Genomic DNA, 14461 nt, shown 5'->3' on the forward strand with positions numbered 1-14461 from the left:
GAGGGCGTTCGCCGCGACGTCTGCCCTCACCCCCGGCTCACCGGTCGTCAGTCGGCGACGGCCTCGTCGATCTGCTGTGCGGTCGCCATCGCGCCGGTCCACAGCCGTACGTCGGCGATACGGGCGGGCAGGTAGTGCTGCCACGTCCCGTCCGTACTGCCCTTGCCGACGGCGAGGTCGCCCGAGCCGGTCTTCGCCGTGTACGCCTGCACGTCACCGTTGATGACACTGCCGAGGTAGAGACGGACCGTGCCGTCCCTGGTGTCGTGGACACCCGTCAGCCGGACCATGCCGTCGATCGAGGCGCTCTCCTCGGAGGCCACCCCGCTGAACGTGCCGTCGGCGTCGAACCGGCCGAAGTACCAGAAGCCCTCCGGAACGGTCTTCTCCTCCAGCGTCTCCTCGTCCAGGACCGTGGCGCTGCCGGTCCGCTTGTACCACAGGCCCCACGCCGAACCGTCCGCCGTGCGCTGTCCCACGACCTGGCCGGTGTAGCCGACGGGCTTGGCGAGGACCTTGTCCGCGTCCAGCGCCGCCAGTGCCGTGACGGTGAACGAGCCCGTGTCGTCCACCACCGGTCCCGAGGCTGTGGCCGCGTCGTCAACACCGTCGAGGACGATCGCCCCGCCGTCCAGCGCGGCCCCACCCCCCAGAGTGAGCGACCTGCCGTAGCCCGAAGTGGCGTCCGTGACCGTGGTGCCGCTGCCCCGCTCCGGCGACCAGTCCGCGACCAGTTCCACCGCCGCGTGGTTCGGCGAGTTCATGAGCCGGGCATCGTCGGCGACCAGTTCGTCGGTCAGTGCCTGCTGCCAGGCGGTGACCTCGTCGATCGAGCCGGCGAAGTAGTCGGTGTAGGCGTCCCGCCACAGCACGCGGCCGATCTGCAGACCGCCCTCTGCCGCCCAGGCTGCGGACACGGTGTCGCTGCCCTGCAGCCGGCCGTTCACATACAGCCGGATCTGCTTCTCGCCTGCGTCGTACACGGCCGCAAGATGCGTCCAAACGCCCTTTGCGGCCGGCTGGGTGGCCGTCACCTTCTGCTCGGTGATGCTGCCGTCGGCGGCGTCCTTGGGGGACGTGCTCAGCGTCCATGTCCCCTCGGCCTCGCGGTAGGTGAGGTAGAAGCCGCTGTAGAAGCTGCCGTTCTGGCCCAGCACCGTCTGGTTGTGTGTCACGCCCGGCTTGAGCATGGCCCACGCGGAGACGGTGTAGGAGGCGCGGGTGTCCACCACGGCCGTGCTGGTGGCCGCGTAGTCGGTGGTGCCGTTCAGAGTCAGGCCCTGGTCCGTGACAGGCGTCCCGAGCGCGTTGCCCTCGGCATCATGGGTGATCAGGCCGCGGCGGCCGCGGTCGTCCCGTGCCGCCTGACCGTACAGGGCCGCGTCGTCGCGGCCGTCCACGGTGGCGGAGTCGAGGGCCGCTCCCGTGGTCTCGTCGAAGTGGTACTGGCCGACCGGACCCGCACCGGAGTCCACCAGGAAGTCGGTCACGGACTGCTCGCCCCAGCCCAGTGTGTCCTTCGCCCGCACGTACACGCGGTGCAGGCCCCCGCGGGTGGGTGTGACCTTCGTCGTGGCGGTGGCGCCCTTCAGTTCGGACGACCACGCGGCCTGCGACGACAGTTTGTACTGATAGGAGACGTTCGTGTCACCGGGCGCCGGCTTGAACGTCAGCGTCGCCACCTCACCGGGACCGCCGGAGGCCGCGCAGGCGTTCGTCGTGCACTCCGTGTACGGCGAGGAGAGCGTCACCTGCGGGGCCTTGGGCCGGGTGGAGTCGATACGGAAGTAGCAGAAGCCGTCGGAGGCGGCGCTGCTGAGGTGGCTGGAGCCGTAGTACGACCAGGTCCAGGCGTGGTAGCGGTACAGCTTGCCGTCGGCCAGGGACGACCACTTCAGGGACACCGCCCTGTCGTCGTCGACGTACCCGGTCGACGGGCCGAGGGAGCCGTTGCCCGGGTTGACGTCCGACCAGGAGCCGTCGGCGTTCTTCACGTCGAGGTCGAAGTACACCCGCAGCTGGGCGGTGTCGTCATTGCCGCCCGCCTTGGTCTGCGCGGTGGCCTTCAGCGTGGGCGCCGGGTACGAGACGATCGACGCATCGGCCTCACGCTTGTCGCACACCGGAGCGGTACTGCTCCCGCCGCCCTGGATGCCGACAGCGGACGGCTTGTCCGGCAGACCCACGTACTTCACGGCCAGGACCGCGTCGTTCTTGAACCGCTTCCACGCGGAGGTGTCGCCCTCGTCGTGCGCCCGGACCTCCAGCGTGAGCCGGGAGAACTTGCCCGCCGCGAAGCTCGCCACGGTCGGGGTCAGGTTCTCGTTGCTCTCCTCAGGATTGTCGTTGAACTCGATCGGCGCGTCCGGCGAGTCGGGGTCGCACAGCGAACCCCGCCCGGCCGACACATACCGGTCGACCATCCAGTCCAGCTCCTTGGGCCGCGACGACCACGTCGTGGACGAGGAGATGTTGTTCGTACGGACCAGATCCACCCAGCGCGGATCACACTGGAACGCCCACGGCTCCGTCACCCGGAACGTGGCGTCCAGCACCTTCTTGCCCCGCAGACTCGACGGCGAGAACTCGAAGTACAGCTTCTGCACATAGCCCGGACCGCAGTAGTAGCCGCTCCAGGAACCGCACTTGCCAGCACCCTTGCCCCGGTCGTCGTCCCCGTTGCCCCAGCCATAGGACTCATAGCCGTCACTGCGCAACAGGGTGCGCTCCGACTCGCCCCACGTCACGGTCGGGTCGATGAACACCGGGAAGGCGTCCGCGTCGGTACCGGCCAGCATGTCCGCGTCCGGGACGACCGAAAGGCTGCCCTTGCCCACCTCGACGTCCATCCGGGCCACCGTGTCGCCCTGCCCCGGCTCCAGACCGGAGCCGGACGGAGCGCCCTCCGCCGGGTCCGCCGGCTCACCCGTCGTTCCGTCCTCGCCCACCGCCTGCGACAGCCGCGCCTGCGACTTCGACAGCGACGACTCGGTCGGCGACGACTTCGACTGCTGCTGGGCCCCGTCGGAATCCGCCGCCCGGCCCGCCGAGTCCCACATCCGCGCCGGAGGCGCCCGGAACACCGTGGCACCGTTGCCATCGATCGCCGCGAGCGCACCCGACGCGCCCTCACGCACGGACAGCCCTTCCGTCTCCAGACCGAACGTGAGCTTCTTCAACTCCTCACTCGCCGCCGCCTCGGGCGTCTTGACCACCAGCACATGCTGGAAACTCTCCGGCGTCGCCGTCACCTTCAGGTCGACACCCGGCAGCACCTCCGCATACACCGCACTCGAACCCTCCAGCCGCGGAGCAGGCAGACCGCCCGGCCAGTCCAGCGCCAGCGAACGGCCCTCATCCTCGATCCGGGCCAGCGGAGCGCCGTCTCCGCCGCCGGAGAACGCCATCCCCACCGCGGCGCCCTTCGGACCGACCGACCCGTCCGCCCGCTTCACCAGCGTCGCATCCGGCGTCTGCCAGCCACCCCCCGACGCCCGCACCCGGACCGGGACCGCCGACTCCTCCAAAGTGAACGTGGTGCCGTCCGGGTTGGCGAAGACCGTCGTCCGCTCCGTCCGCTCTCCCGTCACCTCTACCCGCTCACCGGACTCCCGCGCCGCATCAAGAGCCTTCTGCCCCTCCGACGACGACGCAGCCGGCGCCTCCTCGTCGGCCGCGTACACCACCGGTCCCGGGACCACCGCGGCGATCACCGCCGCACACACCACCGCGACCAGGCCCGACGACCCGCCACGCAATCGGTTCCACATTCCCACCGCACCCCACCCAATACGTTCACAAGATTTGCCGGAAGTAACTAATGCCTCAACGGAACGGCACGTCAACGGGTTGAAAAGGGACAACGGCTCGTCAAGTTCCGGAAGCACATGTGAGGAACGCGACGTTTACCGACGGTTGTACCAACAACGATCAAGCTTTCGTCTAATTTCCGACGCCAGAAGAGCAGCACCGACCGCGCGGCAGCCGCGGGTGGGCTTCTCAGCGACAGGTCGGAACCGCCCTCCGCCGGACTTACTGCTCCATCAGCTTTCGGGCCGTGCAGTAGCTTTCCGGCATCCCTGAAACGACCGGAAGCGACCGGAGGTCCACCCATGCCCCAAGAGGCGCCCTACCTCGCGCTGGCCGACGTCTGCGGGCGCGGGTTCTCGCCGGAGAGTGGGAGATCGGGGCGCGGCTGCCGTCGCGGGCGCGGCTCGCCGAGGAGTACGGGGTCGGGCGCAACGTCGTACAGCGGGCGGTGGACCGGCTGGTCGTCGACGGGCTCCTCGAAGGGCGTGCGGGCTCGGGCACGTACGTCCGCAGCCCGCGTGAGCGACTGCGTCTGGTCCGCTCGCGGCACCGGGAACGGACGGGCGGGCGCCCGGCGCCCTCTGCGTCACCACGCGGTACGAGTTCCTCGCCGGTGGGCAGCCCGTCCAGCTCTCCGAGTCCTGGGAGCCCCTGGACCGCACGGAGGGGACCCCGGTCGTGCTGCCCGAGGCCGGGCTTCTGGCCGGCCAGGGTGTGGTCGAGCGGATGCGTTCCCTGGGGATCGTCGTCGACACGGTCGTCGAGGTGCCACGCCCGGCCCGCGCCACCCGGGAGCAGGCGAACCTGCTCGGCATCAGCCCGGGGAACCTCGTCTCCTGATCGAACGGACCATGTACGACACCGTGCGTCGCCCGGTGGAAACGGCCGACATGGTCGTCCGGACCGGTACCGGGAGGTGGTCTACGAGTTCGGAGTGGAGCACCCGCCCGCAGCACCGCCCTCCTGGGCCGGATGGTCGCGACGGCCCGGTTCGTCTCCTCGGGTGGCGTTCCGCTCGGCGGGCTCATGGGCGGGGCGTCCGGGTCCGCGTTCGGTGCGACCGGTGGATCGGCGCGGCCGGTATGACGCTGAGCGCCGTCCCCACCTTCCTGTGGTGGCGCGGCGCGCGAGGTCGGTCTAGCTGTGAGTGCTCACCACGGTGCGGAAGCGGCGGCGGTACTCGGTCGGGGTCGTGTCCAGTCTGCGGCGGAAGGCTCTGACCAGGGTGTCGACGGTGCCGAACCCGCAGGCCGACGCGACGCGTTCCAGGGTCGCGTCGGTGGATTCGAGCTGGTGGCGCGCCACTTCCACGCGCGCCGACTCCACGTAGGCGTACGGGGTCGTGCCGAGTTCGGTCTTGAAGATCCGGGTGAGCTGCCGGCCGCTGACGTGGGCGTGGGCCGCGAGGTCGGCGACGGTGAGCGGTTCGGCGATGTTGCGCAGGATGTGGTGGCGGAGGTCCTCGACGCGCCGGGTCGTGGAGACCTGCTCCAGCGGCACGCTGAACTGACTCTGCCCGCTCGGCCGTTTCAGGTACATCACGAGCTGCCGGGCCACCCTGAGCGCCACCGCCTCGCCGAGATCGTCGGCGACGAGCGCGAGGGAGAGGTCGAGGCAGGAGCTGATGCCCGCGCCGGTCCACACGTCGCCCTCGCGGATGAAGATCGGGTCGGCGTCGACCTCGACCGCCGGGTGCTCGTCGGCGAGTTGCCGCGCGGTCGACCAGTGCGTGGTGGCCCGCTTGCCGTCGAGGAGCCCGGCGGCGGCCAGGACGTGCGCTCCGACGCAGACGGAGGTGACCCGCCGGGTGCGTGCCGCCAACCTCCTCACCCACTCGACCACGACGGGGTCGGTGACCGCCCGGACCCGGCGCCGGCCGTCGATCTCGACCGCGCCGGGCACGATCAGGGTGTCGATGCGCCGCGCGGACAGGTCCTCGAAAGTGGCGTCGGGCAGGACTCGGACTCCGGCGGCGGTGGTCACCGGGTCCATGGTCCCGGCGGCGAGGACCACCTCGTAGCCCGCCGCGTCCTCCGTCTCGCGCCGCGCGAGGGAGAACACCTCCGGCGGCCCGGTGACGTCGAGCAGGTCGACGCCCTCGAAGAGCACGACGACGATCAGTCGTCCGACGGAGTTCACGGTTCCTCCCGCGGTCACACGGCCATGTCGGTATCTGCAGGTTAGACGACATTGCCGACATCGCCGGGCGAGCCCTAGCGTCGTAGGAGCAGGCCGACGGCCTTCACCCACACCCGGATTCGAGGAGTTCCCATGCCCAGAACCACGCTGCGCCGCCTCAGCGGACTCGACGACACCCCCGCCAAGCTCGCCGACTCCACGCTGGTCCTCGTCGACTACCAGAACACCTACACGACCGGCGTGATGGAACTCGACGGCTGGCAGGCCGCACTGGACGCGGGCGCCCGGCTGCTGGCCCGCGCCCGCCGGGAGGGTGCCAGGGTCGTCCACGTCGTCCACGACGGCGGCGAGGGCAGCCCGTACGACCTCGGGGCCGAGATCGGGCAGATCCATCCGAGCGTCGCCCCGGTCGACGGCGAACCCGTCGTCACCAAGAAGGCGCCGGACTCCTTCTTCGGCACCGACCTGGGCGAACACGTCGACGCGGCAGGCAACAACGACCTCGTCGTCGTCGGCTTCATGACCCACATGTGCGTGGCCTTCACCGCCCAGGGCGCCTTCCTGCGCGGCAACCGCCCCACGGTCGTCGCCGACGCCTGCGCCACCCGCGCCCTGCCGGTCGCGGACACCGAACTCGACGCCCGCCAGGTGCACTACAGCGCCCTCGCCACCGTCGCCGACATGTACGGGGTCGTCGTGCCGTCGCAGGAGTCCCTGACCTAGGAGCCCTCGGTGAGGTCCCGGAGCGCGCGGAGCAGTTGCGCCCGCTGCTCCTCGTCGAGAGGTGCGAAAAGGTCCCGCAGGACACCGGTCGCCAACTGCCGCCCTCCTTCGAGTGCCGCCCGCCCCGACTCGGTGAGCGCGTGATCGAGGCGTCGCCCATGGCCCGCGGACCGGGTGATGAGCCCGCGCTCCACGAGCCGGTTCGCGAGGGTGCCGAACGCCTGGTCGCTCTGGAACGTCGCGACGGCCAGTTCGTGCCCTGAGGCTCCGGGCATCCGCTCGATGGCGCGCAAGGCGTCCCACTGGACGAGGCTGACCCCGGTCTCGCGCAGTGCGGCGTCCATCGCGCGGTGGTTGCGGTACTGGGCACGCTTGATCGCCTGCCCGAGGACTTCCAGGTCGGTCGTCATGGTGCTAGCGTATCAACACTCGTATATAAACATGTTGATATGAAGCCAGCAGGAGCGTCATGAACATCTCTCTCGTCCAGGGCCTTCCCGCCCTCCGGGCCGACTCCCCCGCAGCAGCAGCACGCACGGCACTCGTACTGCACGGTGGGGGTGGACCCCGGACCGTCGCGCCCGTCGTGGGGCACCTCGCAGCCACCATGCACACGGTCGCGCCCACACATCCCGGCTGGGAGGGCACCACGCGCCCCGGCTCCATCACCTCGGTCGCCCAGCTCGCGGCCGCCTACCTCGCGCGCCTGCGCGAGCAGGGCGAGCGCGACGTCGTGCTGATCGGGTCCTCGATCGGCGGGTGGGTCGCCCTTGACATGGCGGTGCAGGCCGCCGCCGACGACCGCTGTGCGGGAGTGATCGGGGCCGTGGTCGTCATCGACGGCGTCGGCGCGGTGGTGGACGGCGAACCCGTCGCGGACTTCTTCGCCCTGGACGCCCGTGGACTCGCCGAGGCCGCCTGGCACCACCCGGAGCGCGGTTACGTCGACCCCGCCCGCCTCACCGACGAGCAGCGCGCGATCCAGCAGGCGAACGGCCGCACCATCGCCGCCGTCGCGGGCCGGAGCATGAGCGATCCGACGCTGCTCGGCCGGCTCGGCACGGTGGACGTCCCGACGCTCGTGGTGTGGGGCGAGAGCGACCGCATCGTCACACCTGCCTACGGGCGGGCCGTCGCACGCGCCATACCCGGCGCGCAGTTCGTCGAGGTCCCGGAAGCCGGACACCTCCCCCACCTCGAAGCCCCGGACGCGACCTGGGCGGCGATCGACCCCTTCCTCGCAAAGCTCTAGCTAGGTGTATTGACCCGCAGCGTTGTTGACGCGGGTGATGGGCGGGTGTCCGTGGAGTGCGGTGTGGCAGCGGTGGTGGTTGTAAGTGTGGAGGAAGTCTGCCAGGGCCGCTGTCCGCTCGGTGTTCGAGGTGTAGGGCCGCAGGTAGGCCCACTCGTCCAGGAGGGTGCGGTTGAAGCGTTCCACCTTGCCGTTGGTCTGCGGCCGGTAGGGCCGGATCTTCTTGTGGGCGATGCCCGCCGCGGTCAGGTTCTGGGTGAAGAGCTTGGACTTGTAGCAGGATCCGTTGTCGGTCAGCACGCGTTCAACGGTGATGCCGTGGCCGGCGAAGAACGCGTTGGCTCGTTGCCAGAAGGCGATGGCGGTGTGTTGGCGTTCGTCGGGCAGGACCTCGCTGTAGGCCAGGCGGGAGTGGTCGTCGACGGCCGAGTGGATGTAGCTGTAGCCGATCACCGGCGTGCAGCTCTTGCGCTCGTTGGTGGTGGCCTGGCGGTTGCGGTCGCCTGCGGTCCTGCCGACGGTTCGCCAGCCGCCGCCGTCGGGGATGTTGCCGAGTTTCTTGATGTCGACGTGGATCAGTTCGCCGGGCCTGGCGCGTTCGTAGCGGCGGATCGGCTCGCCGGTGGGCCGGTCCAGCCAGGCCAGCCGGTTCAGGCCGTGCCGGACCAGGATCCGGTGCACGGTCGAGGCGGGCAGGCCCAGGATCGGGCCGATCCTGGCCGGGCCGAGTTTGCGGCCGGTCCGCAGGCGGCAGACCCGAGCCTCGAGGGCGGCGGGAGTCCGGTGCGGGAGCGTGTGGGGCCGGCTGGAACGGTCGTGCAGGCCCGCGTCGCCCTCGGCCCGCCAGCGGCGGACCCATTTGTGGGCGGTGGGACGGGATATGCCCATCTCCGCGGCCACGTGCGCGACCGGTCGGCCCGCGAGGACACGTTCGACCAGGATCCGTCTGCCGTGAACGGTCAGCCGGGCATTACGGTGGGACACGAAGACCTCCGTGCGGTGAAGACTCGACACCTCCACCACACCGGAGGTCTTCGCCATGATCAAGCCCCGCGAGCGTCAACAACGCTCGTGATCAATACAGCTAGGCCGGTGCGGAGCCGACCCCGCACTCGAACCACACGGTCTTGCCGCCCCTCGGCCCCGGCCCCACACCCCACTTGTCGACCACCGCGTCCAGCAGCACCAGCCCCCGGCCGCACTCCGAGTCGTCGCTCACCGGCCCGGCCGGTACGGGCTGCCGGGGGCTGCCGTCCGACACCTCCACCCGGACCCCGCTCCCGTCGCCGCCCATTCGCCGCTGCAACAGCAACACGCAGCGGCCGTCCGGGACATGGCGTACGACGTTCGCCAGCAGCTCGGTCACGCCGAGTTCCACTGCGTCGGTCAGCTCGGCGAGGTCCCACTCGCGCAGGTACGAGCGGACGATGCGCCGGACGTGCCGCGCCGAGTGCGCGCCGGCCGTGAAGCTCATCCGGTACTGGTTCGCGCAGTGGCCCACGAGGACCGAGGGAAAGTATTCGTTCACGGCACGAGCCTGACGTCGCACGACTACCGTGGGCTACCGAACGGATACAACCGGTTCCGCCGTGGACCGAGTTGTGCGAGAGGGGGCTCTTCGCATGACCCACATCAACGTCCTCGACCCGGGCGCGTCACCACTCGACTACTACGGCTTCGAGCTGCGCCGCCATCGCGAGGCGGCCGGGCTCACCCAGCGGCAGCTCGGCGACATCGTCAACTACACCGGCTCCCTGGTGGGCCAGATCGAGACGGCCCGGAAGCTGCCGACGCCGGAGTTCAGCGAGCGCGTCGACGCTGCGCTGGGCACGGGCGGGTTACTGTCCCGGCTGGTCGACCTGGTGATGCGCAGCCAGGTCCCGGCCTGGTTCCAACAGGTGGCCGAGTTGGAGGGGCGTGCCGTCGAGATCTGCACCTTCCAGACGCACATGATCCACGGCCTGCTCCAGACCGACGCCTACGTACGGGCCGTGCTCGGCACACTCGACCCGAACGACCTCGACGACCGCACCGCGGTGCGGCTCGCCCGCCAGCGCATCTTCGAGAAGGAGGAGCCGCCGGTCTTCTGGACGGTCCTCAGTGAGGCCGCGCTCCGCCAGGAGATCGGTGGCCCGGAGACGATGCGCGGGCAACTGGCCCACCTGTTGTCCTTCGAGACCAATCCCCGGATCAACGTCCAGGTGCTGCCGTTCTCGGTCGGAGCGCACCCGGGGCTCCAAGGCTCATTCACCCTCTTCCGCTTCGTCCGGGACCCGGCCATCGTCTATACGGAGGGGTACGGTGCGGGGCATCCGACCGCCAATCCGGAGACGGTCAAGGACTGTTCGCTCCGTTACGATCACCTAAGGGCCGCCGCGCTCTCCCTCAGGGACTCGGCGGAGCTGATCCGCCGGGTGATGGAGGAACGCTGTGGTGAGCAAGGCGATACCGACGACGATCCAGTGGCGTAAGTCCAGCTACAGCGGCGATCAAGGCGGCGAGTGCGTGGAGTGCGCGCCGCTCGGTCGACTGGCCTGGCGCAAGTCGTCGTACAGCAGCGATCAAGGCGGCGACTGCGTCGAGGTCGCCGAAGTGACCCTCCACGCCACCGTCGCCGTCCGTGACTCCAAGACCCCGGCGGGCCCGATCCTCACCCTGGCCCCCGCCACCTTCACCGCCTTCGTCGGCTGGGCCGCCAGCGCCGAGTAGTCGGGCCCGGTCCGGGCCAACGTTTCCGTTCGAATTATCGTCTTCGCACGTGTGTCCACGCCGGGCACCCCCGACGACGCCGAACGGAACCCCCCGACCGTGGCCCCTGCCGAACTCACCGTCCCCCGGCCCGAACGGCGTCGGGACAGACGTCCGAGCGACGCCCTGCGCGACTTCGGGCGCCGGTATCGCGTGCCGCTGCTCGCCACGTTGCCCACCATCCCGCTGTACGTGGTGTGGTGGGCGTTTCTCGCCACGGGCGGCGGTGACCTCGCCGCGCAGGAGGCGTGGGCGGACTTCGCGTCGCGGCACGGGGGTTCGGCGTACGGGCTGTTCTGGTACGGCGGGATGCACACCGCCAACTACAGCGTCATATCCCCGTACTTGATGGCGGCGCTCGGCGTGCGCACGGTCACGGCCGTGTCCGGCCTCGCCGCCTCCTGGCTCGCGGCCGTGCTGATGGTGCGGGGCGGGGTGCGCCGGCCGGTGTGGCCCGCGCTGCTCGCCTCGCTCGCGCTGTGGTGCGACGTCGCCTCGGGCCGGACCACCTTCGCGCTCGGTGTCGCCCTCGCGCTGGCGGCCTGCGTGCCGCTGGTGCGGGAGCGGCGGCTGTGGCTCGCCGCCGGGTACGCGGCGCTGGCGACGGCGGCCTCGCCGGTGGCCGGGCTGTTCCTGGCCGTGGTGGGGGCCGCGTTTTTGCTGGTACGGGACTGGCGACGGGCCCTGGTGCTGCTCATACCCCCGGCGGCCGTCGTCGGGCTGACGACGCTGTTCTTCCCCTTCACCGGGGAGCAGCCCATGCCGGCGGACCGCATCTGGCCGCCGGTCGTGCTCGGCCTCGCCGTCACCGTGCTCGCCCCGCCCACCTGGCGGGTCGCCCGGTGGAGCGGGGCCGTTTACGCGCTCGGGACCGTGCTGACGTATCTGATCGCCTCGCCGGTCGGCACGAACGTCGAGCGGTTCGCGGAGCTGTTCGCGCCCGCCGTGCTGCTGGCCGCGCTGCTCACCGCCCCTCCGGCGCTCACCGCGGCCCGGTCGCGGCGGCTGCTGCCGGGGCTGCTGGCCGTCTCGCTCGTCTACTCCGCGGGCTGGGTGGGGAAGAAGACCGTCGACGATCTGAAGGTGTCCACCGTCGTGCCGGCCTGGGCCGCCGAGACGGACGGCGTCGTGGCGGCCCTGGAGGGGCTCGGCGCCGACCGGACGCGGGTGGAGGTGGTGCCCGCCCGCAACCACCGCGAGGCCACCCTGCTCGCCCCGCACGTCAACCTGGCCCGCGGCTGGAACCGGCAGCTCGACGTGGAACGCGGCCGCCTCTTCTACGACGGCACCTTCTCCGCGGCCGCCTACCGGGAGTGGCTGGACCGGTGGGCGGTCGGCTTCGTCGTCGTGCCGCTCGGCAGGCCGGACGGCCCGGCGCGGGCCGAGGCGGAGCTGGTCCGGGACCCGGAGCTGCGTCCCGACTGGCTGGAGCCCGTCTGGCGGGACCCGCACTGGCAGGTCTTCCGGGTGCGGGACGCCGTACCGCTCGTCTCCGCACCCGGCACGGTCGTGGAGACCACCCCCGCCGACCTGGTGCTGCGCGTGGAGAGGCCCGGTGCGGTGACCGTGCGGGTCGCCTGGTCGCCGTGGCTGCGCAGCGACGGCGGGTGTCTCACGCAGGACGGTGAGTTCACCCGGCTGACCGTCGGGGCGCCGGGCGAGTACCGGATCAGCTCCCGGTACGGTCCTTCGCCGGGGCCGGGGGATCGCTGCTGACGTCCGCCGCGGGCCCTCCGACCGGCTTCGTCTCCGCCGCCACCGCCACCGCCGTGACCGTCCTGGCCCTCGGGCCCTGGAACCAGTACGTCAGGCCGAAGCCCGCCGCGACCACCGCCGCGCCGCCCACCGCGTCCAGGACCCAGTGGTTGCCGGTCGCCACGATCGCCGAGACGGTGAAGAGCGGGTGGAGCAGGCCCAGGGCCTTCATCCACATCCTCGGCGCGATGATCGCGATCGCCACCCCGCACCACAGCGACCAGCCGAAGTGCAGCGACGGCATCGCCGCGTACTGGTTGGTGAGGTGCGTCAGCGTGCCGTAGTCCGGCTTGGTGAAGTCCTGCACGCCGTGCACGGTGTCGATGATCCCGAGTCCCGGCATCAGCCGCGGCGGGGCCAGCGGGTAGAGCCAGAAGCCGACCAGGGCCAGCAGGGTGGCGAAGCCCAGGGAGGCGCGGGCCCAGCGGTAGTCGACCGGGCGGCGCCAGTACAGGACGCCGAGGACGGCCAGCGGGACGATGAAGTGGAACGACGTGTAGTAGAAGTCGAAGAAGTCCCGCAGCCAGCCGACCTTGACCACCGCGTGGTTGATCGCGTGCTCGATGTCGATGTGCAGGAACCGCTCGATGTCGTGGATCTGCGTGCCGTGCTCCTCGGCGCGCGCCCGCCCCGCCGAGTTGCTGCCGCCGGTCGCCGCGAGGCGGACCTGGGAGTAGGCGGCGTAGGTGACCCGGATGAGGAGCAGCTCCAGGAGGAGGTTGGGGCGGGTGAGGACCCGGCGCAGGAACGGCAGCAGCGGGACGTGTTTGAAACGGGTCGGGACGGGGGGCGCGTAGGCCGTCGGGACCGGGGTGTCGAAGTAGGGCGACGTGCGCGGCAGGAAGGGCACGGCGACGGCGGCGGCCAGCGCGGCGAGCAGGACGACGTTGTCCCGCAGCGGGTACAGGGCCGACATGTTCGGCAGCATCATCTTCGCGGGCAGCGTCATCACGAGGACGACGGCGACCGGCCACACGTACCGGTCGGAGGCCTTCTTGCCGACCCGGCCGACGACCGCGGGCAGCACCCACAGCAGCTGGTGCTGCCAGGTGGCCGGGGAGACGACCACGGCCGCGCAGCCGGTGACGGCGACGGCGAGCAGCAGCTGGCCGTCGCGGGCGTAGCGCACGGCGCGGCGCAGCGCGAGGACGGCGACGGCGGCGCCGAGCAGCAGGAAGAGGGCGATCTCCGGCGGGCCGTTCAGGCCGAGGCGGAGCAGCACGCCGTGCAGGGACTGGTTGGCGAGGTCGTCGGCCTCGCCGCCCAGGCCGACGCCCGCCATGTGGTGCACCCAGTACGTGTAGGAGTCCTGGGCCATGGCCGCCCAGGCGACGGCCGTGCAGGCGGCGAACGTGATCCCGGTCGACACGGCGGCGCGTCTGCGGTCGGTGAACCACAGCAGCGGCACGAAGAGGAGGACGGTCGGCTGGAAGGCCGCGGCGACACCGATCAGCACGCCGCCCACCCGGTCGCCCTGGGCCCCGCGTACGGCGAAGCAGCCCAGCAGGACGAGGAGGACCGGGATGATGCTGGTCTGGCCGAGCCAGAACGCGTTGCGCACCGGGAGCGACAGCATCAGCAGGCTGATGGCGACCGGCGCCGCCAGCAGCGCCGTACGCCGTCCGACCGGCTGGGGCAGGGCGCGGGCGGCGACCAGGCCGAGGGCGACGACCAGCAGCAGCGAGCCGAAGGTCCAGCCCCAGCCGAGGGCCTGCTCCGCGGCGCGGGTGAAGGGTTTGAGGACGAGGCCGACGAAGGGCGTCCCGGTGAACTGCGTGGAGTCGTAGAGGGACCCCTCCACATGCAGGACGCCGTGCTCGCCGACCCAGGTCTCCAGGTCCGTCAGGCGTTCCCCGCGCGGGGTGCCGAGGACCGCGGCCACCTGTCGTACGGCCAGGACGGCGGCGATCAGCCACAGGCCGAGGCGTGCGACGCGCCATCGTGCTCTGGTCACGTCGGCGGCCGAGGCTCCGAAGGACTCCGCCGGTCGCCCACTGTGCTCCGCATTCGCCACGCCTCGTCGGCCTCCCGCCC

The 14461-nt window shown here is 71.1% G+C and carries 12 protein-coding genes and 1 pseudogene; 7 read left to right on the forward strand and 6 right to left on the reverse strand.

Going from position 1 to position 14461, the window contains the following annotated elements; genetic code table 11:
- Positions 1–47: 47 nt before the first annotated feature.
- Positions 48–3770, reverse strand: a complete 3723-nt coding sequence (locus C4J65_RS08485) for a LamG domain-containing protein (RefSeq protein WP_115741857.1) — start codon at positions 3768–3770, stop codon at positions 48–50.
- Positions 3771–4195: 425 nt separating this feature from the next.
- On the opposite strand from C4J65_RS08485, the pseudogene C4J65_RS37165 reads away from it, so the two are divergent.
- Both C4J65_RS37165 and C4J65_RS37170 read left to right on the forward strand, forming a co-directional pair.
- Positions 4196–4258, forward strand: a pseudogene (locus C4J65_RS37165) (hypothetical protein); the annotation flags it as partial.
- A gap of 230 nt (positions 4259–4488) precedes the next feature.
- Positions 4489–4650 (forward strand): hypothetical protein, encoded by a 162-nt coding sequence (locus C4J65_RS37170; protein ID WP_346265868.1) that lies wholly within the window; start codon positions 4489–4491, stop codon positions 4648–4650.
- Positions 4651–4947: 297 nt separating this feature from the next.
- Here the strand turns inward: C4J65_RS37170 and C4J65_RS08500 are convergent, their stop codons facing one another.
- Positions 4948–5949, reverse strand: coding sequence for a GlxA family transcriptional regulator (locus C4J65_RS08500; RefSeq protein WP_162833081.1), 1002 nt, complete (start codon positions 5947–5949; stop codon positions 4948–4950).
- Positions 5950–6081: 132 nt separating this feature from the next.
- Between C4J65_RS08500 and C4J65_RS08505 the strand changes: the two genes are divergently transcribed.
- Positions 6082–6672, forward strand: coding sequence for a cysteine hydrolase family protein (locus tag C4J65_RS08505; protein ID WP_115741858.1), 591 nt, complete (start codon positions 6082–6084; stop codon positions 6670–6672).
- On the opposite strand, the gene C4J65_RS08510 is transcribed toward C4J65_RS08505, so the two are convergent.
- The gene (locus tag C4J65_RS08510; RefSeq protein WP_115741859.1) at positions 6669–7082 is read right to left on the reverse strand and encodes a MarR family transcriptional regulator; all 414 of its coding nucleotides are present in this window, start codon (positions 7080–7082) and stop codon (positions 6669–6671) included. The genes C4J65_RS08505 and C4J65_RS08510 overlap by 4 nt on opposite strands.
- Before the next feature lie 59 nt (positions 7083–7141).
- On the opposite strand from C4J65_RS08510, the gene C4J65_RS08515 reads away from it, so the two are divergent.
- A complete protein-coding gene (locus C4J65_RS08515; RefSeq protein WP_115741860.1) occupies positions 7142–7924 on the forward strand; it encodes an alpha/beta hydrolase in 783 nt (260 codons plus the stop codon).
- Here C4J65_RS08515 and C4J65_RS08520 read toward each other — a convergent pair whose 3' ends face one another.
- Complete coding sequence (locus C4J65_RS08520; protein ID WP_115742306.1) at positions 7925–8908, reverse strand: IS481 family transposase; 984 nt, start codon at positions 8906–8908, stop codon at positions 7925–7927.
- A 100-nt stretch (positions 8909–9008) separates the two neighbouring features.
- Complete coding sequence (locus C4J65_RS08525; protein ID WP_115741861.1) at positions 9009–9452, reverse strand: ATP-binding protein; 444 nt, start codon at positions 9450–9452, stop codon at positions 9009–9011.
- A gap of 94 nt (positions 9453–9546) precedes the next feature.
- Between C4J65_RS08525 and C4J65_RS08530 the strand changes: the two genes are divergently transcribed.
- The 3 genes from C4J65_RS08530 (at position 9547) to C4J65_RS08540 (ending at position 12388) form a co-directional block, all read left to right on the forward strand.
- Complete coding sequence (locus C4J65_RS08530; protein ID WP_115741862.1) at positions 9547–10395, forward strand: helix-turn-helix transcriptional regulator; 849 nt, start codon at positions 9547–9549, stop codon at positions 10393–10395.
- Complete coding sequence (locus tag C4J65_RS08535) at positions 10355–10633, forward strand: DUF397 domain-containing protein (RefSeq protein ID WP_205350973.1); 279 nt, start codon at positions 10355–10357, stop codon at positions 10631–10633. Before C4J65_RS08530 ends, C4J65_RS08535 begins: the two co-directional genes overlap by 41 nt.
- Before the next feature lie 99 nt (positions 10634–10732).
- On the forward strand, positions 10733–12388 hold the full coding sequence (locus C4J65_RS08540; protein WP_115746354.1) for a hypothetical protein: 1656 nt from the start codon (positions 10733–10735) through the stop codon (positions 12386–12388).
- Here the strand turns inward: C4J65_RS08540 and C4J65_RS08545 are convergent.
- A complete protein-coding gene (locus tag C4J65_RS08545) occupies positions 12342–14441 on the reverse strand; it encodes a bifunctional glycosyltransferase 87/phosphatase PAP2 family protein (RefSeq protein ID WP_162833082.1) in 2100 nt (699 codons plus the stop codon). The genes C4J65_RS08540 and C4J65_RS08545 overlap by 47 nt on opposite strands.
- Between the last annotated feature and the right edge of the window lie 20 nt (positions 14442–14461).

It is taken from the genome of Streptomyces sp. CB09001 (assembly GCF_003369795.1).
Taxonomy (GTDB): domain Bacteria; phylum Actinomycetota; class Actinomycetes; order Streptomycetales; family Streptomycetaceae; genus Streptomyces.

What these genes read in the sequence shown, in the direction of transcription:
- C4J65_RS08485 (WP_115741857.1), bottom strand. Translation starts at nt 3,770, where the DNA reads ATGTGGAACCGATTGCGTGGCGGGTCGTCGGGCCTGGTCGCGGTGGTG.
- C4J65_RS08505 (WP_115741858.1), top strand. Translation starts at nt 6,082, where the DNA reads ATGCCCAGAACCACGCTGCGCCGCCTCAGCGGACTCGACGACACCCCC.
- C4J65_RS08510 (WP_115741859.1), bottom strand. Translation starts at nt 7,082, where the DNA reads ATGACGACCGACCTGGAAGTCCTCGGGCAGGCGATCAAGCGTGCCCAG.
- C4J65_RS08515 (WP_115741860.1), top strand. Translation starts at nt 7,142, where the DNA reads ATGAACATCTCTCTCGTCCAGGGCCTTCCCGCCCTCCGGGCCGACTCC.
- C4J65_RS08530 (WP_115741862.1), top strand. Translation starts at nt 9,547, where the DNA reads ATGACCCACATCAACGTCCTCGACCCGGGCGCGTCACCACTCGACTAC.